This window comes from Microbacterium esteraromaticum (assembly GCF_900163815.1).
In the GTDB taxonomy this organism is placed as follows: Bacteria; Actinomycetota; Actinomycetes; order Actinomycetales; family Microbacteriaceae; genus Microbacterium; species Microbacterium esteraromaticum_B.
Map to the genome: position 1 here is coordinate 1 of NZ_FUKO01000012.1, position 21,058 is coordinate 21,058.

The window sequence follows — 21,058 nt, forward strand, 5'->3', positions numbered from 1 at the left end:
CCCCGTCAGCCGTCAACACATCAGACAACAAAAAAGCCCTGAGCCGCGACAAGTTCGTAAACTATGTCGCGACTCAGGACATCCGTGCGCGGAGGGGGACTTGAACCCCCACGCCCTTGCGGGCACTGCGACCTCAACGCAGCGCGTCTACCATTCCGCCACCCGCGCAGGTGATGAAAAGTCGTTGCCGACCGGAGAGAAACGTTACCAGGTTTCCACAGTGGCTACGAACCGAACCGACGCCCGGGCGTGGCTCGCCGCTTCGATAGCCTGGACTCATGTCCGAGACAGCACTGCCCGAGGTCGCCGCGATCGCCCGTGACCTGATCCGCATCGATACCTCGAACTTCGGCGGTGGAAAGGCGAACGGCGAGCGCGAGGCTGCCGAGTACGTCGGCGCCTATCTGAAGAGCCTCGGACTCGAGCCGGAATACTACGAGCCGATCCCGCGCCGCACCAACGTGATGGCGCGCGTGCGCGGACGCAACCCGGAGCGGCCGGCGCTGGTCGTGCACGGACACCTGGACGTCGTCCCGGCCATGGCCGAGGACTGGACCGTCGACCCATTCGAGGGCGTCGTCCGCGACGGGATGCTGTGGGGTCGTGGCGCTGTGGACATGAAGAACATGGATGCCATGATCCTCACCGCGGTCGCCGACCTGCTGCGCGCCGGTGAGCAGCCCGATCGCGATCTGATCCTGGTCTTCTTCGCTGATGAGGAGAACGGCGGCGTCGAGGGCTCCGCTCTGGTCGTGCGCGATAAGCCGGAATGGTTCGAGGGCGCCACCGAGGCGATCAGCGAAGTGGGCGGTTACTCGATCACCGTCGACGATCAGCGCGCATACCTGCTGCAGGTGGGGGAGAAGGCCTTGATGTGGCTGCGACTGGTCGCCAAGGGCCGCGCGGGGCACGGCAGCCGATACCACGAGGACAACGCCGTGACGCGGCTCGCGGAAGCCGTCGCGGCGATCGGGCGCACCCGCTGGCCGATCCGACTCACGCCGACCACCGAGGCACTGCTGCAGGGCCTTGGCGAGCTGACCGGTCGCACGACCGACGATCCCGACGCCCTCGCTGCGGCGGCGGGACCCGCCGAGGCGTTCCTGCGCTCGACGTTCCGCACCACGGCGAACCCGACGGCACTGACCGCCGGGTACAAGCACAACGTCATTCCGGAGACTGCGGAAGCGCTCGTGGATGTCCGTGTGATCCCCGGTACCGAAGACGATGTGCTCGCCCAGTTGCAGCGCATCGTAGGCGACGACATCCAGATCGACACCGTCGTGCGCGATATCGGCATGGAGACCCCGTTCGAAGGCGACCTCGTCGACGCGATGGTCGCGGCCCTCGGCAAGCACGACCCGGGCGTTCCGGTGATCCCCTATCTTCTCGGCGCCGGCACCGACAACAAGGCGCTGGCCAGCATCGGCATCACGGGGTACGGCTTCGCACCGCTGCAGCTGCCCGCGGATCTCGACTTCACCGGGATGTTCCACGGCGTCGACGAGCGTGTTCCCGTAGAATCGCTTGTCTTCGGTCAGCGGGTGCTGGCCGATCTGCTGCGGTCCTGCTGACTGGCATCCGCTCTCCCGCACTTCACCTGCCACGTCAGAAAGCCCTGTATGCACCTGCTCGAAGCCCTCATTCTCGGCGTCCTCCAGGGACTCACCGAGTTCTTGCCGATCTCATCCAGCGCGCACCTGCGCATCTTCGGGATCTTCCTGCCCTCGGGTGAAGACCCCGGCGCTGCCTTCACCGCCATCACGCAGATCGGCACCGAAGCGGCCGTTGTCGTGTTCTTCTGGCGAGACATCGTGCGCATCATCCGGCAGTGGTTCCGGTCACTGGCGGGCAAGGCCCCGCGGAATGATCCGGACGCCCGGATGGGCTGGCTGATCATCATCGGAAGCATCCCGATCGTGGTGCTCGGCCTCCTGTTCCAGGACAAGATCGAAACCGTGCTCCGGTCGCTCTGGCTGATCGCGATCATGCTGATCGGCTTCGGCATCCTGTTGGGCATCGCGGACTACATGGGTGCCAAGAAGCGCAAGCTCGATCAGCTGACCTACCCGCACGGCGTGGCGTACGGGTTCGCGCAGGCTCTTGCACTGGTGCCGGGGGTCTCTCGCTCCGGGGGAACGATCACCATGGGGCTGTTCCTCGGCTACGAGCGCGCGGCCGCCGCACGCTATGCCTTTCTGCTCGCGATTCCGGCCGTCTTCGGCAGCGGGTTCTACCAGCTGTTCAAGCACTGGGACGACCCGAACCAGCACTTCGGCCTCGGCGAGACCTTCGCGGCCACCGGCATCGCGTTCGTGATCGCACTGGGCGTGATCGCATTCTTCATGAACTGGATCTCCAAGCGCAGCTTCCTGCCGTTCGTGATCTACCGCATCCTGCTCGGAACCGCGCTCATCGTGCTGCTTGCGACGGGAACCGTTCCCGCGCTCTGATCTCCGCGCTCGGACGAGCGGCCCTTCGACAGGCTCAGGCGTCCGGAGCGATCAGCGCTTGTCGGGGCCGTCGCCGCGGCGACGGAGGTAGCGTTCGAACGCCTGCGCGATCGCATCGCCGGAGGCATCGGGGGAGTCCCAGGTGTCGCGCGTGCGCTCCAGCTGGTGGATGTACTCGGTCATGTCCTCGTCCTCGGCGGCGGCCGCATCGATCGAGGCTTCCCAGGCGGCGGATGCTGTGCGCAGGTGCTCCCGAGCCGGCCCCACGCCAGTGAGCTCTTCGAGCCGATCAAGCAGCGCGAGGGTGGCCTTCGGCGACGGCGAGGCAGTGGCGACGTAATGCGGCACACTCGCCCACATGCTGGCAGAGGGGATCCCCGCCTGCTCAGCGAAGTGCTCGAAGACGCTGAGGATGCCGACGGGCCCCTCGTACGTCGACTTCTCCAAGCCGTGGGCGTCGCGGACGCGGTCGTCCTGACTGGAGGTGAACACCGAAATCGGTCGCGTGTGCGGAACATCTGACAGCATCGCTCCGAGCGTGACGAAACCGGTCACGTCGTCGCGCAGCGCGATATCCATGAACTCGTTCGCGAACGCCTGCCAGGCGCGGGCAGGTTCCGCACCCGTCAGCAGCCACAGCTCGGGTCCGTCGACCGTGACAGTCGGCCGCCACAGCGTCGCCGCGGGCCACGTCAGCGCACGTCGTCCCGTGGCATCCATCTGCGTCGAAGGTCGCGTGTACTGGTAGTCGAAATACAGCTCGGGATCCACGGAATGCACCCGCTCGTACTCGACGGATTCCTGCAGACTGGCGATGGCGCCGCTGGCGGCTTCGCCCGCGTCGTTCCATCCGTCGAACGCTGCGACGATGATCCGAGAGCCGAGAACGTCCACCGCGCTCCTTCCTGTCAGTCCCGAGGGGTCTCTCCAGGCTAGCCGCCCGCGGCCGGTGATGCGCGAAGACCCGGGCTACCATGGGTTCAGTGAGCAACAAGCCCAGCGCAGTCCTGTGGGACATGGACGGTACCCTCGTCGACACTGAACCGTATTGGATGGCCGTAGAGACCGACCTCGTCGAGTCATATGGTGGCACCTGGACCCACGAAGATGCGCTGCAGCTGGTGGGAAATGCCCTGATCGACAGCGCGAAGATCCTTCAGAACGCCGGCGTCGACATGGAGGCAGAGGCGATCGTGCAGCTGCTGACGGACGGCGTCGCCGAGAGACTGCGCACCGAGGGGGTTCCGTTTCGTCCTGGAGCACGCGAGCTGCTCACCGACCTGCGCGCCGACGGCATACCGACGGGTCTGGTGACGATGTCGCTCAAGCGGATGGCCACGAGCGTCGTCGACCTGATCGGCTTCACCGCGTTCGATGTGGTCGTCGCTGGTGACGAGGTCGCTCGGCCCAAACCTTTTCCCGACCCTTACCTGAAGGCGGCGTCGCTCCTCGGCATCGACATCGCGGATGCTGTCGTGATCGAAGACTCGCCGACGGGCCTTGCCTCAGGGCTTGCTTCTGGCGCCGTGACCCTCGGCGTTCCGCACATCGTGGGCCTTGACGGCCTTGGGGCGCACGAGCTCTGGCCCTCTCTCGAGGACCGAACGGCTGCGGATATTCGCGACTTGCATGCGCGACTGCACGAGGGGGCGGCGCGATGAGCGCGTCGCGACCCCGCGGGCCGTTCCGAGAGGGAGACCGAGTTCAGCTGACCGGGCCCAAAGCGCGGATGCACACGGTGACGCTGCGTGCAGACGGTGAGCTGCACACCCATCATGGCGTGCTCAAGCACAGCGACCTGATCGGTCAGCCGGATGGCTCCGTCGTCGCGAACAGTGCCGGTCACGACTATCTCGCCCTGCGGCCGCTGCTGCGTGACTTCGCGATGTCGATGCCTCGGGGCGCCGCGATCGTCTACCCGAAGGATTCCGCGGCCATCATCATGCAGGCCGACATCTTTCCCGGTGCTGTCGTGGTGGAGGCCGGGGTGGGGTCCGGCGCTCTGTCCTTGGCTCTGCTGCGCGCCATCGGCCAGGACGGCAGCCTGACGTCGTTCGAACGTCGGGAGGATTTCGCCGAAGTGGCGAAGGCCAATGTCGAGACTTTCTTCGGCGGCGCTCCGGACACCTGGAACGTCGTCGTGGGCGACCTCGCCGAGCAGCTGCCCGAGCAGTTCGAGACCGGCACGGTGGACCGCGTCGTCCTCGACATGCTCGCCCCGTGGGAATGCATCGACGTCGTGGCGCAGGCACTCGCGCCCGGCGGCGTCGTCATCTGCTACATCGCTACTGCTACGCAGCTCTCTCGCGTAGCGGAGTACATCCGTGGCACCGAACAGTTCACCGACCCCGACGCGTCCGAGACGATGGTCCGAGGGTGGCATGTCGAGGGTCTCGCCGTGCGGCCGGATCATCGCATGGTGGCTCACACCGGCTTCCTGCTCACCGCACGGCGGTTGGCGCCCGGTGCCATCGCGCCGGAAGTGAAGCGGCGCGCTTCGAAATCGAGCTATGGCGACGAGGACGTCGAACTGTGGACTCCTGGCGCTGTCGGCGACCGAGAGATCACGGACAAGAACCTCCGCAAGCGCGTCCGCGAAGCGCAGAAGGCCGCGACCGGCGCGCGCGCGGCGGCCGCGTCGCGCGATGAGGCCGACGCTTCGGAATAGACTGGGGCGCGTGCGTAAATCGACCGCTGCCCTTTCGGCCCTCGCCCTGTCTGCATTCGTTCTGACCGGCTGCTCCTCCGCGCCGACCTTCGACGGCGTCGCCTGTGATCGCGACAGCTCGGCGACACTGGCTTCTTCCGTGCAGGTGAGTGGCGATATCGGCGCGCCGGCCGCGAGCCTCGAGGCGCAGGTTCGCACCGGTCACATGACCTATACCGATCTCATCGTCGGCGACGGACGGGCGATCAGCTCCGACGCGCAGAGCGCGATCATGACCCGCGTGCTGCTCAACGGCGACACCGGCGCGCAGATTCACGCCGCGGTGAACCTGTGGAGCCCGGAATCGGCCGATGCCGAGCTTCCCGGGGTCGACAAGGCCCTGGAATGCGCGACCGCGGGAAGCCGCGTCGCCGTCGCACTGCCGGCGAAGGATCTGCCTGAAGGCATGGCAGCGCAGGTCGGGATCGGCGACAACGGCAGTCTCGTTGCGATCTACGACATTCAGTACACGCTCCGGCCCAAGGCAGAGGGACGCGATGTCTTCAACGACGCCCGGGGCCTTCCTACCGTCGTTCGCGCGCCCGATGGGCGGCCCGGCATCATCATCCCCGACAGCGCCGCGCCTGAGAAGGCCGTAGTCCAGACGCTGATCGAAGGCGACGGGGAGACCGTGGCAGACGGCACCCCGCTCTTTCTGCACACGGCGGTCCGCTGGGCCGACCGCTCGGTGGCCGGCACCACCTGGGACAGCGGACCTATTTTCGACACGTCGAAGCTGCCCGAAGATGCGCTGAAGGCCATCTCTGAGGCGACCGTCGGATCGCAGCTGCTGGTTGTCGTGCCCGGAGAGGGTGGTGACGCGACTGCGTACGTCATCGATGTGCTCGGCATCGTGCCTGCGGAGTTGCTTCAGAAATGACGTCGTCGAGGATCCCTGCCGAAGAGCGGCTGACCAATCTCGTCGTCGCGCTGATGGCGACGGAGATCGGCCTGACCAAGCAGCAGATCCTCGACAACGTCTCGGGGTACCGTCAGCGCGCAGAGGCAGGCGCGAAGCCGGACGCCCTCGAGAAGATGTTCGAGCGCGACAAAGACGAGCTGCGCACGATGGGCGTCCCGATCGAGACGCTGGGTGATCCCGCTGACCCCTTTGATCTCCGCGAAGCTCGCTACCGCATCCCGCTCGCGGAATACGACCTTCCGGCAGACATCGAGTTCACGCCCGCCGAACTCGCGGTTCTGCGGCTCGCCGGCAGCGTCTGGAGCGAGGAGTCCGTGTCGGTCGATGCGCAAGCGGGCGTGCGCAAGATCCGGGCGCTGGGGATCGACGGCGACGAGCAGATCATCGGATTCGCCCCGCGCATCGCGGTGCGTGATGCCGCGTTTCCGAAGCTGCAGGAAGGCATCGAACGCAGCCGGGTCGCTGTCTTCGACTATCTCAAGCCAGGTGAGGACGAACCCACGCGACGGCGCATCCGCCCCCTCGCGCTCCTCGAGTACGAGTCGCGCTGGCACGTCTTCGGCATCGACATCGACGCCGCTGCCGAGCGCACATTTCTGCTCAGCCGCGTCACCGGCGATGTGAAGATCACCGGGCAGACATTCGACGCCGCACTGCGCGACGGGGCCGCCGACCGAGCTCTCGAAGGTCTCGCTGCCGTGGCAGCCAGTCAGCACGCGCTGCTCGAGGTCACGCCGGGCACTGAGGCCGCGCTGCGGCTCGGTCGCCGGTCGATCGCGGCACGGCAGGGGATCAGGGTGCCTTACGTCGACCTGCACATCTTCGCAGACGAACTGGCGACGTACGGCCCAGAGGTGCGCGTGGTGGAGCCCGCCGCTCTTCGACAGAGCGTGATCGCCCGTTTGTCGGCGGTCGTCGACGCGCATCAGTCGACGGGTGGGGGAGAACGATGATGGCTGCACCCGGGCCGCTGCTGGCCGCCGACCGCGTTCGGCTTTATCTCACTCTCGTGCCGTATCTGCTCGAGCGCGGCCAGGTCACTCTGGACGAGGCAGCGGACGAGTTCGGCGTCACGCCGAACGAGATGCGCTCCATGGTGGAGAAGCTCACCGTGATCGGTCTGCCTGGCGAGTCAGGATACTGGCAGCTGCCGCAGGAGATGTTCGACATCGACTGGGATCTGCTCGATCAGCACGGGATGATCGAGATCACGAATGACGTCGCCCTGCGTCGCGTGCCGCGCTTCACCGCGCGCGAGGCGGCTGCACTGATGGCGGGCCTGCAGCTCGTCGCCGCCGTGCCCGCGGTCGCCGACTCGGGTCTCGTCGCGGGGCTGATCTCGAAACTCGCCCGCGGCGCAGCGGATGCACCGCCTGACCTCGTGGTCGCTCCGACGGCCGTCAGCGAGGTGCAGCAGCTCGTCTCACGGGCCCTCCACGACGGCGTCGCGGTGTCGTTCCGCTACCAGGCGCCGGATGCCGCCGTCACGACTCGAACTGTCGATCCGATGCAGATCCTGATCACGAACGGCCAGTGGTATCTGCAGGGCTGGTGCCACCTGCGTCGCGCGGTGCGCACATTCCATCTCGACCGGGTGAGCGACCCGGAGCTCACCGACATCGAGATCACTCATGCGGATGCCGTCACGCCGACATCATCCGACCAGGATGTGTCTGCGGGGAAGGTCACGATTCGGTTACCAGAAGCGCTCGTCCCGTTGCTCGGGGCGTTCCCGCACGAGGTGATCGATGACGCGGATGGCGTCGTCACGCTCAGCATGCGAATGGGCGACCCGCGCGGAATCAAGAGGATCGCGGCCCGTTTCGGCGGCGCGCTGGAGGTGCTCGATCCACCGTCTGCGCGTGCGGCGACACGCGAGTGGGCGACGTGCGGACTCGATCTCTACAAAGCACCCGACACGCCGGGCTCCGAGCTAGACTGAAAAAACCCGACCCACAAGAGGAGAAATCCATGGGCAATCTTTTTGCAGGGCCACACCTGTGGATCATTCTGATCATCATCCTGCTTCTTTTCGGCGCAGCAAAGCTGCCGGCGCTGGCGAAGAGCATCGGGCAGTCCGCCCGCGTCTTCAAGGGTGAGATGAAGGCGATGAAGGACGACGACGAGCCCGCCACCACGGCGAATGGCACTGACGCCCCGGCCACGGGGTCCACGGCACCGGCCGTCGAGCGTCCTGCCGACCAGGACACGCCGCCCCGAGCCTCTTAGCCCGTGGCGGCAGTGGAAGTCGACGCGCAGCCTCAGGGGACCAAGCGCGATCGACGGATGTCTCTGGGTGGGCATCTGCGTGAGGCCCGAAACCGGCTGATCATCGCGGTGATCGGCCTCGCAGTGGGCATGGTGGTGGCGTTCATCGCGACGGATGCCATCATCGCGTTCATCACAGAGCCGATTCACGTCCTCGATGCCAAGCACGGCACTGACTTCGCCAAGCTGATGTTCAGCACGGTCTCCGAAGCGTTCAACCTGCGTCTGCGAATCGCGTTCGCCATCGGGCTCCTGCTCTCGGCCCCTATCTGGCTCTGGCAGGTGTGGGCATTCATCATGCCCGGGCTCACGCGCAAAGAGATCAGCTACACGATCTGGTTCCTCGTTTCGGCGATTCCGCTGTTCTTCGCGGGCGTCTACGTCGCCATCATCGTCGCACCGCACGTCATCGAGGTGATGTCGAACTTCGTGCCGGAAAACGCGGTGAACTACTTCAAGGCAGCCGAGTACTACGACTTCATCTTCAAGTTCGTGATCGTCATCGGTGTCTCGTTCGTCCTCCCGGTGTTCATGGTCGCGTTGAACCTCGCCGGAGTGATCACCGGACGTGCGATCGTGAAGGGCTGGCGGGTCGCAGTCCTGATCTCCGCGTTGTTCGCGGCGATCGCAACACCCGCCGCGGATATCTTCTCGATGCTCATGCTGGCCGGCATCCTCATCGTGCTCTATTTCGCTGCCGGACTCCTTTCGATGCTGTTCGATCGGCGCAAGCGCAAGCGCACCATCGCAGCCGGACTCGATCCTGACGTCAGCACCGCATGACATCCCCCTCTGAGCGCTACTCCGCAGCGCGATCAGCGGCACAGCACCCTCAGACTCAGGTATTCGCGAATCAGCAGCGTTTCGACCTCGATCCCTTCCAGATCGAGGCCTGTCACGCACTGGAGCGTGGTCGAAGCGTCCTGTGCGCCGCACCGACGGGTGCGGGCAAGACCATCGTGGGGGAGTTCGCAATCCACCTGGCGATGCAGACGCCGAGGGACAAAGCGTTCTACACGACGCCGATGAAGGCGCTTTCGAACCAGAAGTTCCGCGAGCTGGTAGCCGTCTACGGGGCAGAGCATGTGGGCCTGCTCACCGGCGACACGAACATCAACGGCAATGCGCGGATCGTCGTGATGACCACGGAAGTGCTGCGGAACATGCTGTACGCCGACTCCGATGCGTTGCGCGATCTGCGTTATGTGGTCATGGACGAGGTGCACTACCTGGCAGACCGCTTTCGCGGCCCGGTCTGGGAAGAGGTGATTCTGCACCTGCCGCTGAGCGTGAGCCTGGTGGCGTTGAGCGCGACCGTCTCGAATGCTGAGGAATTCGGCGATTGGCTAGACACCGTGCGCGGTGACACCGAGGTGATCGTCTCGGAGATCAGGCCTGTGCCGCTGGAGCAGCACGTTCTCGTACGAGATGACCTGCTGCCGCTGTTCGATGATCGCGCAGGTGGCTCCACGACCCGGGTGAATCAGGAACTGCTCCGCATCCGACCGTTCGGCGGATCTCGCGAAGGCGATCATCGGCGGGGCCAGCAGCAGTCCGGTGGCCGCTACGGCGGCCGGCACGCGCAGCGTCGAGGTCGTGGCGGTGGGGCGCCGGTGCATTCGGGCGGCGGTCGGCGCATCGAACGCGTCGACCGGCCGGCAGTCGTGCAGCTGCTCGAGCGCGCGAATCTTCTCCCCGCGATCTTCTTCATCTTCAGCCGGGTTGGATGCGACGCCGCCGTGCAACAGGTGCGCAGATCCGGCGTGCATCTGACCACCCAGGAGGAGCGCGAAGAGATTCGCGGCATCGTCGACGACCGCACTCGCTCGCTGCAGGATGATGAGCTCGACGTCCTCGGCTTCTGGGAATGGCGTGAGAACCTCGAGCGCGGCGTAGCCGCGCACCACGCCGGCATGCTGCCCGCGTTCAAAGAGGTCGTCGAGGAGCTCTTCCAGCGCAAGCTCGTCAAGGCGGTGTTCGCCACCGAGACCCTCGCGCTGGGCATCAATATGCCGGCGCGCACCGTCGTGCTCGAGAAGATGGAGAAGTTCAACGGCGAGGCGCGGGTGCCGATCACCTCGGGGGAGTACACCCAGCTGACCGGCCGCGCAGGTCGTCGTGGCATCGACGTCGAAGGGCATGCGGTCGTGCAGTGGGTCGATGGCATGGACCCGCAGGCCGTGGCATCGCTGGCGTCACGGCGCACATATCCGCTGAACTCGAGCTTCCGGCCCACCTACAACATGGCGGTCAACCTGATCGACCGATTCGGACGGGCCAGGGCGCGCGAGATCCTCGAATCGTCGTTCGCGCAGTTCCAGGCCGATCGAGCAGTAGTCGGCCTCGCCCGCAAAGTCCGCGAGGCCGAAGAATCACTGCGCGGGTACTCCGATGCGATGACCTGCGAGAAGGGCGACTTTCTCGACTACGCCAGCATCCGCCGAGAGCTCAGCGACCTCGAGAAGAAGAACCGCAAGGATGCCGGCGGGCCGCGCGTCGCGCGAGAGAAGCGTCTGCGCAAGATCCAGACCCTGCGCACTCGCATGCAGCGGCACAGCTGTCACAGCTGCCCCGACCGCGAGGCGCACGCCCGCTGGGCAGAGCGCTACTACTCGCTGAAGCGCGACACCGATCGCATCCGCCGTCAGATCGAGACCCGCACTGGCACAGTCGCGCGGATCTTCGACCGTGTCATCGAGGTGCTGCAGGTCGTCGACTATCTCGACGGCAGCGGTGACGACCTGGTGCTCACCGAGGCTGGGCGCACCATGCGTCGCATCTACGGCGAGCGTGACCTTCTCGTCGCCGAGTCGCTTCGTCAAAACCTCTGGCGCAATCTCGACGCACCCTCGCTGGCTGCCATGGCGAGCTGCCTGGTCTACGAGCCGCGCCGTGACGAGCAGACCATGGGTGAGCGCGGTATGCCGCGAGGCGCTTTCCGGATCGCCTACGACGCCACGATCCGGCTGTGGGCCGAACTCGATGAGCTCGAGCACGACTACTCGCTGCCGCGCAGCGAGCCACTGGCCCCGGGCCTCGCCGCGGCGATGCACTCGTGGGCGCGCGGCGGGTCGCTGGACAGGGTGCTGATCGACGCCGACATGGCCGCCGGTGACTTCGTGCGCTGGGCGAAGCAGACGATCGATCTGCTCGACCAGCTGTCGATCGTCGCAGAGGACGGCGATCTCGCGCGCACTGCACGGCGCTCGCTGGATGGCATCCGCCGCGGAATCGTCTCCTACACGACTGTCTGACCTGATGAAGAAGACGAAGAACGCCCCGGCTCTGCCGCGCCCGATGATGCCGCTCTGGGTGGCCACCTGGATGGCTGCGGCCGCCGGGTTGTCGATGTACCTGGCGTTCCCCGCATTCAGCGCATGGCCACTCGCTTTTGTCGCCCTCGCACTGCTCCTGCTCGCATTGAACGGCCGCCGAGTCGGTGGCGCGATTCTCGTCTCCGCGATCTACGGGGTGGTGTTCTTCTTCCTGCTCGTGTCATGGACGTCGCGCTACCTCGGCCCGGTGCCCTGGGCGGCCCTGGCGACGCTCGAGGCGGCGCTCACCGCGGTGGCCCTCGTGCCGATCACGCTGGCGTATCGGTGGATGCCAAGAGTCTGGCCGAAGAGCCGCCTCATCGCGCTGCCGCTCACCGTCGCGGCGTTGTGGACGATGCAGGAGCTGTTCGTCGGCAACTGGCCGTACGGCGGGTTCCCCTGGGCGCGCATGGGCATGACCCAATCCGAGGGGCCGTTCGCCGCGGTGGCATCCTGGGTCGGCGTGAGCGGGCTCAGCTTCTTGATGGTCGCCGTCGTCGCCCTGCTGATCGAAGTAGTCCGGTTGCGCACATGGCGGCGGCCTGCAGCGCTGATCGCTCCGGTCGCCGCCGTGCTGGTTCTGCTGTTCACGCCGCTGTTTCCCACCGCTGATGCCGGGAGCATGCGTATCGCAGCGGTGCAGGGCAATGGCACCACCGGCTATTTCGACAAGCGCGAGGAGTACGGGGTCATCACCGCCCAGATGGCGGCCACGGAGCCGCTGCACGGCGAAGACATCGACCTGATCGTGTGGCCAGAGGGCGGCGTCGACTACGACCCGTTCCAGGACTCATCGACGGCCCGGCGTCTGACGCGGGTCGTGACGAGCATGGATGCTCCGCTGCTGGCCAACACCGCGACCGAACGCGGCGACGACATCTTCAACACGTCGTTTCTGTGGACGGCAGAAGGCACGGCAACGCAGCTGCACGATAAGCGGCATCCCGTGCCATTCGGCGAATACGTTCCGGACCGCGCGTTCTTCAACCTGCTCGCTCCCGATCTGGTCGGACTGATCCAGCGCGAGTACACGCCCGGCTCGAACCCGCCGATCGTTCATGTCGGAGACGTGGGTGTCGGTCTCGCCATCTGCTTCGACGTGATCTATGACGAGGTCATCCGTGAAGGGGTGGAGGCTGGAGCACAGGTGCTCGTCTTCCAGACGAACAACGCCGATTTCCGCGGCACCGAAGAGAACCTGCAGCAACTCGCCTTCGCCCGGATGCGGGCGATCGAGACCGGGCGCAGCGTGGTCAACGTATCCACTGTCGGCACGAGCCAGATCATCCGTCCCGATGGCTCGACAGTGTCTTCCCTGGACGCAGATGAGGCCGGAGCGCTGCTCGACGATGTCGAACTGCGATCCGGCCTCACGGCGGGGATACTGCTGGGCCCGTGGGTGCAACTCGCGCTGCTGATCACCGGGCCTATGGTGCTGCTCGTCGCCGGCGCACTGAATCGACGGCAACGGTAGCTCAGGCGCCGACGCGCTCGCGCTTCGTCGGGTCTTCACCGGCGCCGCGGCGTGCGCGGACGTAGGCGAGACGGTCTGCGAGAAGCTCTTCGAGCTCCTCCACGCTGCGGCGTTCCAGCAGCATGTCCCACGGTGTGCGCACCGCCTTCTCGTCGGCGGTTTCGAGCTGAACCGAGGCACCATCGACCTGAAGCACTGCATCTGCACCGCAGCTGCGGCATTCCCAGGTCTGCGGCGGCTCGGCGTCGGCCGAGAACATCAGGGTCGTGTCGTGGCCGCACGTCTCGCATTTGTACAAAGTGGCGCGTCGTTCCATGAACACGACGCCCTCTTCGCTCTGAAGGCTCTGGGCACCCAGTCGGATGCCGCGAAGGCTGCGATCTGCCATTGTGTGGTCCTCTCGTCGCTGTCAGGTATAACGCGTGCGCCTGTGCGCTTCATCCACACTCCGGAGTTCCGCGCATAACTCACAGCGGAATCCCAGGAAAAAAGTGTTTCACACGGTGTATCAGGGCCTGTCCAGTGTACGCAGTGCCACGTCAGCCCGATCAGTGATAATGCCGTTTGCTCCAGCGTCTCTCAGCCGGAGCATATCGGCCGTCTCGTTGACGGTCCAGACGTGCACTTCCACGCCGAACCGGTGAGCTGTGCGCACCAGTCGCGGTGTGAAGAGCCGCACTCCGCTGTGCTTCTCGGGGATCTGCACCGCGTCGATATCGCGCAGGACGCGGGCAGGGGAGAGGTGCAGAGCAGAGAGCACGCGCAGAGCCGCGATGATCGAGCGTCCACCCGATGTCGCCGGGCGGATGCTGGCACCGGCCCGCATCGTGGATGCCAGTGCAGCGCGCCGGCACCTGTCGTCGAAGCTCGACAGCAGCACGCGATGCGCGTGGGGTGCGACCAGCGCCCCGATCGGCTCGGCTGCGGCATCCGTCTTCACATCGATGTTGAACCGGGCGTTGGGAAACGCATCCAGCGCCTCACCGATCGTGAGCAGGCCACCATAGTCGGCGAACAGGCGCCGGAGTTCGAGTGTGCGCACCTCGCTGACGGCACGGGCATCGCCGAACAGTCGCTGCAGCGTCTCGTCGTGGAAGAGCACGATATCGCCATCGGCGGTCACCTGGCAGTCGGACTCGATGTATTCGGCACCGGCGGCATCGGCGGCGGCGAAGGCCGCCGCGGTGTTCTCCCAGATGGACGAATCCTCACCCGGTGCGGATGCCAGTCCGCGGTGGGCGAGGACTCGAGGATGGGCGGTTCCGGCGAGGTACGGGTGCGTCACGCGCCAGGGTACTTGTCGACGCCAACGGACCCGTCACCCTTGGGGGTGAACGCTGTGCCGATGCCCTTGAGCGCCTCGGTGAGTTCGCTGGGGATGATCCACAACTTGCTCGATGCGCTCTCGCTGATCTTCGGCAGCATCTGCAGGTATTGGTAGGCGAGGAGCTTGTCATCGGGCTGACCCTGGTGGATCGCGCTGAAGACGTTCTGAATCGCCTCTGCTTCGCCCTGTGCACGCAGCACAGCCGCTTGCTTATCGCCCTCGGCGCGCAGGATCGCGCCCTGGCGCTGCCCTTCGGCTTCGAGGATCTGCGACTGCTTCGAGCCCTCAGCCGTGAGAATCGCAGCGCGTCGATCGCGCTCGGCGCGCATCTGCTTCTCCATGGAGTCCTGGATGGAGACCGGCGGATCGATCGCCTTCAGCTCGACGCGCGAGACGCGAATGCCCCATTTGCCGGTGGCCTCATCCAGAACGACCCGCAGCTGCCCATTGATCTCGTCACGACTGGTGAGCGCCTCTTCGAGGTTCAGACCGCCGACGACGTTTCGCAGCGTCGTCGTGGTCAACTGCTCGACGGCACCCAGGTAGTTCGCGATCTCGTACGTCGCGGCCCTGGCATCCGTCACTTGGAAGTACACGACGGTGTCGATGGAGACCACGAGGTTGTCCTCGGTGATCACCGGTTGCGGAGGGAATGAGACGACCTGCTCGCGCATGTCCAGCAGGGGCCGAAGTCGGTCGATGAACGGCACCAGGATGTTCAGACCGGGTTGCAGAGTCTTGTGGTACCTGCCCAGGCGTTCGACGATGCCGGCGGTCGCCTGCGGAATGATGCGGATGGCGCGGGCCAGGGTGACCAGCACGAAGATGATGACGGCGATCGCCAGGATCCAGGCGATCGCGGTGGGAATGAACGAGGCGTCGTTCATCAGTGCTCCTATTCGGTCACGGGACGGACGATGGCGGTAGCGCCGCTGATCTCGGAGACCGCGACGCGGCTGCCTTCGAAGATCGGCGTGCCATCAGCGCTGCGGGCGGTCCAGGTATCGCCGTTGCTGAGCTTGACCTGACCGGTGACCTGGGTGATGTCGTGCAGAGCGATGCCGCGCAGGTCGATAAGGGCGGCGACGTTGGATTTCGTCGGGTCCTCGCCGCGGCGCAGCCGGTGCAGCAGCGGCGGGCGCAGGAAGAGAATGAAAGCGGCCGCGGCGACGGCGGCGATGATGACCTGCGCCCAGATAGGCACGCCGACGAGATCGGTGACCAAGCCGACGACGCTGCCGAATGCCAGCATCAGGAAGGTGAAGTCGAGGGTCAGCATCTCGATGACCAGGAACAGGGCGATCAGCACCAACCAGCCGATCCAGGCCCAATCTTCGATGCCTGCAAGCGATGTCGCAAAACCGTCCATGCCGCCTCCTGTGGTCAACGTATCACGCAGCGATCCGCCCGGTCAGGGGCGGTTGCCGATGTAGGGTGGGGTGTCGCCGACCGTGCGATCCCCGAGCACTACGAGGAATCGATATGACCCAGATCCTTCCGGCCGGATCCCTTGACGGGAAGGTGGCGCTCGTCACCGGCTCGTCACGAGGGATCGGCGCTGACACGATCCGCTACTTCGCCGAAGCCGGCGCTGATGTCGTGATCAACTTCCGCAACAAGGCCCCCCGCGCTGAGAAGCTCGCGAACGAGCTACGGGCACTCGGACGCCGTGTGCTCGTTGTAGGGGCCGATCTGACCGATCCCGACTCCGTCTCCGCGATGTTCCAGAGCGTGCGTGAGGAGTTCGGTCGGCTCGACATTCTTGTTCTCAATGCCTCCGGCGGCATGGAGTCTGGAATGGCAGAGGACTACGCCCTCAAGCTCAACCGTGACGCGCAGGTGAATGTGCTGCAGGCGGCGGAGCCGCTGATGGGTGATGGCGCACGGATCGTGTTCGTCACCAGCCACCAGGCGCACTTCATCCGCACCACACCGACAATGCCCGAATACGAACCGGTGGCGAAGTCCAAGCGCGCCGGCGAAGATGCGTTGCGCGAGCTCATCCCCGGCCTTGCAGCCAAGGGCATCGGCTTAACGGTCGTCTCGGGCGACATGATCGAGGGCACGATCACTGCGACTCTGCTCGAGCGGGCCAACCCCGGCGCGATCGCCGGACGTCGCGAGTCTGCCGGCAAGCTCTACAACGTCTCGGAATTCGCCGCCGAGGTGGCTCAGGCCGCGGTCGACCCGGTGCCCGCTGACAACACACGACTGACGGGCGATACCTCGGACTTCGCTTCCAAGTAGCTTCTCGCACAGAAGGAGGCGGTACCGATATCGGTACCGCCTCCTTCTGTGTTCGCCACAGATGTCAGACGTGAGCAGCTGCCGTCGCGGCATCCTTGTTCATCGTGATCGCACGGACGATCTGCATCGCTCCGAGCACGACCAGCGAGATACCCAGGATCATCCAGAGCAGGGCTGCGGCATACAGCGGCGAGAACAGGACGACGATGCCGGCGACGATGCTCAACAGGGCGTAGAGCAGAGTCCAGACTTTAGTCGCGTTGTGCCCGAGGAGGCTCAATGACACGACGCCGTCGACGATCCAGCTGACGCCGATGAAGATCGCGACGATGATGGCCAGCGTGACCGTTGCAGCCGTGAGGTTCGCGAAAGCGATGATGCCCGCGGCGATGTAGAGCAGACCCAGGACGATGTGGCCGATGCGGGACCAGCCGCCGCCCTTACCGGAGAAGATGGCAAGCCCCAGGTAGACGAGGCCGCCGATGATGAGGTAGGTCGCGAAGATGCCGGTGACGATCACGGCGGACTTTCCGGGCCAGATCAGCAGAACCAACCCAGCGATCAGTGCGATGGCCCCCGAAAGTCCGAGAAAGATCCTCACGGAACGCAGAAAACCCGGGACAGCAGAAGGAACGGCGGTCATAATGGTCCTTTCGGAGATGACATGCAAGGTAGTGCTCACAGTAGTGCTCATATGCGCTGGCGCGTAAGGGCCGCCGAGTCGCAGGGAACGAACTGACAGCATCCGCACTTCTTGAGCACGAGGGAACCGCAGTGACTGATGGGCATCCGGCCGACCGCCACGACAGCATTCGCGTCGAAGGCGCGCGCGAGAACAACCTGAAGAATATCACTGTCAGCCTGCCGAAGCGCAGGCTGACAGTGTTCACGGGAGTCTCTGGCTCGGGCAAGAGTTCGCTGGTGTTCGATACGATCGCGGCCGAGTCTCGGCGCATGATCGATGAGACGTACAGCGCGTTCGTGCAGGGGTTCATGCCCTCGGTGCCACGCCCGGATGTAGACGTGCTGGAGGGACTGACGACCGCGATTCTCGTCGATCAGGAGCGCCTCGGCGCGAACCCGCGCTCGACGGTGGGCACGGTGACGGATGCCAATGCGATGCTGCGGATTCTGTTCTCCAAGCTGGGCGAGCCCTACATCGGTGGACCGACGGCATTCTCGTTCAATATCCCCACGCAGAAGGCGAGCGGGGTGATGACCGGGCCCAAAGGCGAGAAGAAGATCGTCAAGGATGCGATCTACCTCGGCGGCATGTGCCCGCGGTGCGAGGGGAGGGGAGCGGTGTCGGACATCGATCTCGCGCGGGTCGTCGATCAGTCGAAGTCGCTCGAAGCTGGCGCGATCATGGTGCCGGGTTACACGGCAGATGGGTGGATGGTCAGACAATTCGCCGAGTCCGGGTTCTATCCCGCCGATAAGCCGGTCGAAGCGTTCACCGACAAGCAGCGGCAGCTGTTTCTGTACGGCGAGGTCACCAAGGTCAAGATCAACGGCATCAACATCACCTATGAGGGACTGATCCCGAAGATCACGAAGTCGATGCTGTCGAAGGATGTCGACGCGCTGCAACCGCACGTCCGTGCCTTCGTCGAGCGGGTTGCGACGTTCGCCACGTGCCCGGAATGCGAGGGCACGCGGCTCACCGAGGGCGCTCGGGCATCGAAGATCGACGGGATCAGCACCGCCGACGCGTGCCGGATGCAGGTGACGGAGCTGGCTGACTGGGTTCGTGGCCTCGACCTGAATGGCGCGGGCCCGTTGCTGGATGCGCTGCGCGCCAACCTGGATTCGTTCGTCACTCTCGGCTTGGGCGATCTCAGTCTTGAGCGTCCGTCCGGCACGCTATCCGGGGGAGAGGCGCAGCGAATCAAGCTGCTGCGCCATCTCGGCTCATCGCTCACCGACGTCACGTACATCTTCGATGAGCCGACGATCGGACTGCATCCGCACGACATCGAGCGCATGAATGCGCTCTTGCTGCAATTGCGCTACAAGGGCAATACCGTGCTCGTCGTCGAGCACAAGCCGGAGACGATCGCGATCGCCGATCAGGTGGTGGACCTGGGCCCTGGCGCAGGCAGCGCCGGCGGAGAGATCTGTTTCCAAGGGACCGTCGACGCCCTCACGAAGAGCGATACGCTCACCGGCCGACACCTGCACGACCGCGCCACGCTGAAGGATGCTGTGCGAGAGCGCACCGGCGCGATCGCGGTGCGGGGCGCTGACGCGAACAATCTGCAGGATGTGGACGTCGACGTCCCGACCGGGGTGCTCACCGTCGTCACGGGCGTTGCGGGATCAGGCAAGAGCTCGCTGGTGCACGGTTCGATCTCGCCGTTGCCTGATGTCGTGTCGATCGATCAGACCGCGATCCGCGGTTCACGGCGCAGCAATCCGGCCACCTACACCGGGTTGCTGGAGCCCATCCGCAAAGCGTTCGCGAAGGCGAATGGTGTGAAGCCGGCGCTGTTCGGTGCGAACTCCGAGGGCGCGTGCCCGTCCTGCAAGGGGTCTGGGGTGATCGTCACCGAGCTCGGCTTCATGGACACGATCGAGACGCTGTGCGAGGACTGCGGAGGCAAGCGTTTCCAGGCCGATGTGCTCGTCTACAAGCTCGGTGGGCTCGACATCACCGAGGTGCTCGACCTACCGGTCTCCGATGCGCTCGCATTCTTCAGCGATGGCGAAGCGCGGATTCCCACGGCTGCTGCCATCTTGAGCCGCCTGGACGATGTCGGGCTCGGCTATCTCGCCCTCGGGCAACCACTGTCGACGCTGTCCGGTGGGGAGCGGCAGCGCATCAAGCTCGCGATCCAGATGGGGGAGAAGGCGGGCACCTATGTGCTCGACGAACCGACGACGGGGCTGCACCTCGCCGACGTCGAAAACCTTCTCAGGCTGCTGGATCGCCTCGTCGACACGGGCAAGACGGTCATCGTCATCGAGCACCATCAGGCGGTGATGGCACATGCCGACTGGATCATCGACATCGGGCCAGGGGCAGGTCACGACGGCGGACGTGTCGTTTTCGAGGGAACGCCGGCGGACCTCGTCGCAGACGGCTCGACCCTCACCGGCAAGCATCTTGCGGCGTACGTCGGAGCGTGAGGATGCACGACCAGGACGACATCGATGCGGATTTCTCAGGCCGATTCCTGGTGCACCCACGCCGGTCACCGAACTCGGTCTTCTACGGTCGATGCTGACAGAAGCGGTCGTGGGCCGTGCTCTCAGCTCTTCCGAGGCGCTGGCACAGGTGCAGACCTTCCGAGATGCCCCGGGCTGGTCATGGCTTGCGGATGACGTATCGCCGGCGGCATGCCAGATCTGCATCTGGTGAACATCGCAGCGGTGAACGGGTGCGCGCTGGTGACATTCGATGCGCGCATCCGCCAGCTGCTCCGTCCCGACGAACGGCATTTGGTCAAACTCTGGAGCTGACAGCATCGCGGCAATAGGGTCAGCGATAAGCGCTCGGATCGCATTGTGGCTATAATCAAGGTAGATAACACGCCATAATGGCTGGGGGAGTGATGAACGTAGGCATTCGGGAGCTGCGCGACGGACTCAGCAAGTATGTTGCGGCCGCACGCGAAGGCGAGGAGGTCGTGGTCACGGATCACGGCAAAGCAGTAGCTCGCCTGGTGGCCTACGACGCGCCCAGCGCACTGGAACGACTGATCGCTGAGGGCCTGGTGACACCGGCGGGACGCTATGGGGAGTCAAGACTCGAACCGGTGAAGGTCGGTGAAGGCGTACTAGTCAGCGATCTGATCACAGAACAACGCAGATGATCGTTTATCTGGATACATCGGCACTGGTTCCGCTCCTTATCGCCGAACCGACTACGTCACGCTGCGCACGTCTGTGGGATGGAGCCAGTGCGAAGTTGTCTTCCCGGGTGACCTACGTCGAGGCGTCTGCGGCGCTGGCGTCTGCCGTTCGCGCACATCGAATCGATGCAGATGAGCATGAAGCTGCCCTCACGGTGCTCGCTGACCTCTGGCAGGAGATTTCCGCAGTCGAGGTTGATGAGACCTTGATGCGGACAGCCGCATCGCTCGCGCGCACTGACGCGCTTCGCGGCTATGACGCTATTCAGTGCGCGAGCGCGTTGAGGCTTGCAGGCCTGGATGTCGTTGCAGTGTCCGGTGACAATGTCCTCTGCGAATCGTGGCATCGTCACGGGCTCCACGTCGTCAACACCAATGGATGACCTCCTGTGAGGAATAACCGATAATGCACATTATGTCAGATTACTGGAAGACGATTGGCATGATCTACACGTCCCTCGAGGTGATGCGCCGGTGCGTTGCTGGTGAAAT

Annotated in this window: 22 protein-coding genes and 1 tRNA gene; 16 read left to right on the forward strand and 7 right to left on the reverse strand. The window is 65.1% G+C overall.

The features are described 5' to 3' along the window. Nucleotides 1–85: 85 nt before the first annotated feature. Nucleotides 86–168, reverse strand: a tRNA-Leu gene (locus FM104_RS03330). A gap of 110 nt (nt 169–278) precedes the next feature. On the opposite strand from FM104_RS03330, the gene FM104_RS03335 reads away from it, so the two are divergent. Together FM104_RS03335 and FM104_RS03340 are read left to right on the forward strand one after the other, a co-directional pair. Then, nucleotides 279–1,574, forward strand: coding sequence for a M20/M25/M40 family metallo-hydrolase (locus tag FM104_RS03335; protein WP_087130051.1), 1,296 nt, complete (start codon nt 279–281; stop codon nt 1,572–1,574). Nucleotides 1,575–1,622: 48 nt separating this feature from the next. After that, nucleotides 1,623–2,453, forward strand: coding sequence for an undecaprenyl-diphosphate phosphatase (locus tag FM104_RS03340; protein WP_087130052.1), 831 nt, complete (start codon nt 1,623–1,625; stop codon nt 2,451–2,453). A 51-nt stretch (nt 2,454–2,504) separates the two neighbouring features. On the opposite strand, the gene FM104_RS03345 is transcribed toward FM104_RS03340, so the two are convergent. Beyond that, on the reverse strand, nt 2,505–3,347 hold the full coding sequence (locus tag FM104_RS03345; RefSeq protein ID WP_087130053.1) for a PAC2 family protein: 843 nt from the start codon (nt 3,345–3,347) through the stop codon (nt 2,505–2,507). Between the two features lie 80 nt (nt 3,348–3,427). Between FM104_RS03345 and FM104_RS03350 the strand changes: the two genes are divergently transcribed. The 9 genes from FM104_RS03350 to lnt are packed head-to-tail and all read left to right on the forward strand — an operon-like array spanning nt 3,428 to nt 13,138. After that, complete coding sequence (locus FM104_RS03350) at nt 3,428–4,114, forward strand: HAD family hydrolase (protein ID WP_256971501.1); 687 nt, start codon at nt 3,428–3,430, stop codon at nt 4,112–4,114. Next, nucleotides 4,111–5,121, forward strand: coding sequence for a tRNA (adenine-N1)-methyltransferase (locus tag FM104_RS03355; protein ID WP_087130054.1), 1,011 nt, complete (start codon nt 4,111–4,113; stop codon nt 5,119–5,121). The genes FM104_RS03350 and FM104_RS03355 overlap by 4 nt, the downstream gene beginning before the upstream one ends. A 10-nt stretch (nt 5,122–5,131) precedes the next feature. After that, entirely contained in the window at nt 5,132–6,040 is a 909-nt protein-coding gene (locus FM104_RS03360) for a hypothetical protein (protein WP_087130055.1), read from the forward strand. Then, the gene (locus FM104_RS03365; protein ID WP_087130056.1) at nt 6,037–7,035 is read left to right on the forward strand and encodes a helix-turn-helix transcriptional regulator; all 999 of its coding nucleotides are present in this window, start codon (nt 6,037–6,039) and stop codon (nt 7,033–7,035) included. Before FM104_RS03360 ends, FM104_RS03365 begins: the two co-directional genes overlap by 4 nt. Further along, on the forward strand, nt 7,035–8,024 hold the full coding sequence (locus FM104_RS03370; protein WP_087130057.1) for a helix-turn-helix transcriptional regulator: 990 nt from the start codon (nt 7,035–7,037) through the stop codon (nt 8,022–8,024). Before FM104_RS03365 ends, FM104_RS03370 begins: the two co-directional genes overlap by 1 nt. A 29-nt stretch (nt 8,025–8,053) precedes the next feature. Next, nucleotides 8,054–8,311 carry a twin-arginine translocase TatA/TatE family subunit gene (locus tag FM104_RS03375; protein WP_087130058.1) on the forward strand — a complete coding sequence of 86 codons (258 nt, stop codon included), beginning with the start codon at nt 8,054–8,056 and terminating at the stop codon, nt 8,309–8,311. A 57-nt stretch (nt 8,312–8,368) separates the two neighbouring features. Beyond that, nucleotides 8,369–9,133: a twin-arginine translocase subunit TatC gene (gene tatC, locus FM104_RS03380; protein WP_087130255.1), complete on the forward strand. Its 765-nt coding sequence runs from the start codon at nt 8,369–8,371 to the stop codon at nt 9,131–9,133. Further along, a complete protein-coding gene (locus tag FM104_RS03385) occupies nt 9,130–11,604 on the forward strand; it encodes a DEAD/DEAH box helicase (RefSeq protein ID WP_087130059.1) in 2,475 nt (824 codons plus the stop codon). The genes tatC and FM104_RS03385 overlap by 4 nt, the downstream gene beginning before the upstream one ends. A 4-nt stretch (nt 11,605–11,608) precedes the next feature. Continuing rightward, nucleotides 11,609–13,138: an apolipoprotein N-acyltransferase gene (lnt, locus tag FM104_RS03390; protein WP_087130060.1), complete on the forward strand. Its 1,530-nt coding sequence runs from the start codon at nt 11,609–11,611 to the stop codon at nt 13,136–13,138. 1 nt (nt 13,139) lies between these two features. Here lnt and FM104_RS03395 read toward each other — a convergent pair whose 3' ends face one another. From FM104_RS03395 to FM104_RS03410, 4 genes are all read right to left on the reverse strand, one after another. Then, nucleotides 13,140–13,526 (reverse strand): RNA polymerase-binding protein RbpA, encoded by a 387-nt coding sequence (locus FM104_RS03395; protein WP_087130061.1) that lies wholly within the window; start codon nt 13,524–13,526, stop codon nt 13,140–13,142. A gap of 120 nt (nt 13,527–13,646) precedes the next feature. Continuing rightward, a complete protein-coding gene (locus FM104_RS03400; RefSeq protein ID WP_087130062.1) occupies nt 13,647–14,423 on the reverse strand; it encodes a glycerophosphodiester phosphodiesterase family protein in 777 nt (258 codons plus the stop codon). Beyond that, a complete protein-coding gene (locus FM104_RS03405; RefSeq protein ID WP_087130063.1) occupies nt 14,420–15,352 on the reverse strand; it encodes an SPFH domain-containing protein in 933 nt (310 codons plus the stop codon). Before FM104_RS03405 ends, FM104_RS03400 begins: the two co-directional genes overlap by 4 nt. A gap of 8 nt (nt 15,353–15,360) precedes the next feature. Then, the gene (locus tag FM104_RS03410) at nt 15,361–15,834 is read right to left on the reverse strand and encodes an NfeD family protein (RefSeq protein WP_087130064.1); all 474 of its coding nucleotides are present in this window, start codon (nt 15,832–15,834) and stop codon (nt 15,361–15,363) included. 113 nt (nt 15,835–15,947) lie between these two features. On the opposite strand from FM104_RS03410, the gene FM104_RS03415 reads away from it, so the two are divergent. Beyond that, nucleotides 15,948–16,712, forward strand: coding sequence for an SDR family oxidoreductase (locus tag FM104_RS03415; RefSeq protein WP_087130065.1), 765 nt, complete (start codon nt 15,948–15,950; stop codon nt 16,710–16,712). A 64-nt stretch (nt 16,713–16,776) separates the two neighbouring features. Here the strand turns inward: FM104_RS03415 and FM104_RS03420 are convergent, their stop codons facing one another. Continuing rightward, on the reverse strand, nt 16,777–17,313 hold the full coding sequence (locus tag FM104_RS03420; protein WP_256971502.1) for an HdeD family acid-resistance protein: 537 nt from the start codon (nt 17,311–17,313) through the stop codon (nt 16,777–16,779). Nucleotides 17,314–17,486: 173 nt separating this feature from the next. Between FM104_RS03420 and FM104_RS03425 the strand changes: the two genes are divergently transcribed. The 4 genes from FM104_RS03425 to FM104_RS03435 all read left to right on the forward strand — a co-directional run bounded on the left by FM104_RS03425 (nt 17,487) and on the right by FM104_RS03435 (nt 20,949). Beyond that, a complete protein-coding gene (locus FM104_RS03425) occupies nt 17,487–19,841 on the forward strand; it encodes an ATP-binding cassette domain-containing protein (RefSeq protein ID WP_087130067.1) in 2,355 nt (784 codons plus the stop codon). 210 nt (nt 19,842–20,051) lie between these two features. Beyond that, a complete protein-coding gene (locus FM104_RS16715) occupies nt 20,052–20,174 on the forward strand; it encodes a hypothetical protein (protein ID WP_256971503.1) in 123 nt (40 codons plus the stop codon). A 92-nt stretch (nt 20,175–20,266) separates the two neighbouring features. Further along, a complete protein-coding gene (locus tag FM104_RS03430) occupies nt 20,267–20,527 on the forward strand; it encodes a type II toxin-antitoxin system Phd/YefM family antitoxin (protein WP_087130068.1) in 261 nt (86 codons plus the stop codon). After that, nucleotides 20,524–20,949, forward strand: a complete 426-nt coding sequence (locus tag FM104_RS03435; RefSeq protein ID WP_087130069.1) for a type II toxin-antitoxin system VapC family toxin — start codon at nt 20,524–20,526, stop codon at nt 20,947–20,949. Before FM104_RS03430 ends, FM104_RS03435 begins: the two co-directional genes overlap by 4 nt. Nucleotides 20,950–21,058 lie beyond the last annotated feature (109 nt).

Coding starts and splice junctions, on each gene's coding strand:
- FM104_RS03335 (WP_087130051.1), top strand. CDS start 279: ATGTCCGAGACAGCACTGCCCGAGGTCGCCGCGATCGCCCGTGACCTG.
- FM104_RS03340 (WP_087130052.1), top strand. CDS start 1,623: ATGCACCTGCTCGAAGCCCTCATTCTCGGCGTCCTCCAGGGACTCACC.
- FM104_RS03350 (WP_256971501.1), top strand. CDS start 3,428: ATGGGTTCAGTGAGCAACAAGCCCAGCGCAGTCCTGTGGGACATGGAC.
- FM104_RS03355 (WP_087130054.1), top strand. CDS start 4,111: ATGAGCGCGTCGCGACCCCGCGGGCCGTTCCGAGAGGGAGACCGAGTT.
- FM104_RS03365 (WP_087130056.1), top strand. CDS start 6,037: ATGACGTCGTCGAGGATCCCTGCCGAAGAGCGGCTGACCAATCTCGTC.
- FM104_RS03370 (WP_087130057.1), top strand. CDS start 7,035: ATGGCTGCACCCGGGCCGCTGCTGGCCGCCGACCGCGTTCGGCTTTAT.
- FM104_RS03375 (WP_087130058.1), top strand. CDS start 8,054: ATGGGCAATCTTTTTGCAGGGCCACACCTGTGGATCATTCTGATCATC.
- tatC (WP_087130255.1), top strand. CDS start 8,369: ATGTCTCTGGGTGGGCATCTGCGTGAGGCCCGAAACCGGCTGATCATC.
- FM104_RS03385 (WP_087130059.1), top strand. CDS start 9,130: ATGACATCCCCCTCTGAGCGCTACTCCGCAGCGCGATCAGCGGCACAG.
- lnt (WP_087130060.1), top strand. CDS start 11,609: ATGAAGAAGACGAAGAACGCCCCGGCTCTGCCGCGCCCGATGATGCCG.
- FM104_RS03395 (WP_087130061.1), bottom strand. CDS start 13,526: ATGGCAGATCGCAGCCTTCGCGGCATCCGACTGGGTGCCCAGAGCCTT.
- FM104_RS03405 (WP_087130063.1), bottom strand. CDS start 15,352: ATGAACGACGCCTCGTTCATTCCCACCGCGATCGCCTGGATCCTGGCG.
- FM104_RS03410 (WP_087130064.1), bottom strand. CDS start 15,834: ATGGACGGTTTTGCGACATCGCTTGCAGGCATCGAAGATTGGGCCTGG.
- FM104_RS03415 (WP_087130065.1), top strand. CDS start 15,948: ATGACCCAGATCCTTCCGGCCGGATCCCTTGACGGGAAGGTGGCGCTC.
- FM104_RS16715 (WP_256971503.1), top strand. CDS start 20,052: ATGCCAGATCTGCATCTGGTGAACATCGCAGCGGTGAACGGGTGCGCG.
- FM104_RS03430 (WP_087130068.1), top strand. CDS start 20,267: ATGAACGTAGGCATTCGGGAGCTGCGCGACGGACTCAGCAAGTATGTT.
- FM104_RS03435 (WP_087130069.1), top strand. CDS start 20,524: ATGATCGTTTATCTGGATACATCGGCACTGGTTCCGCTCCTTATCGCC.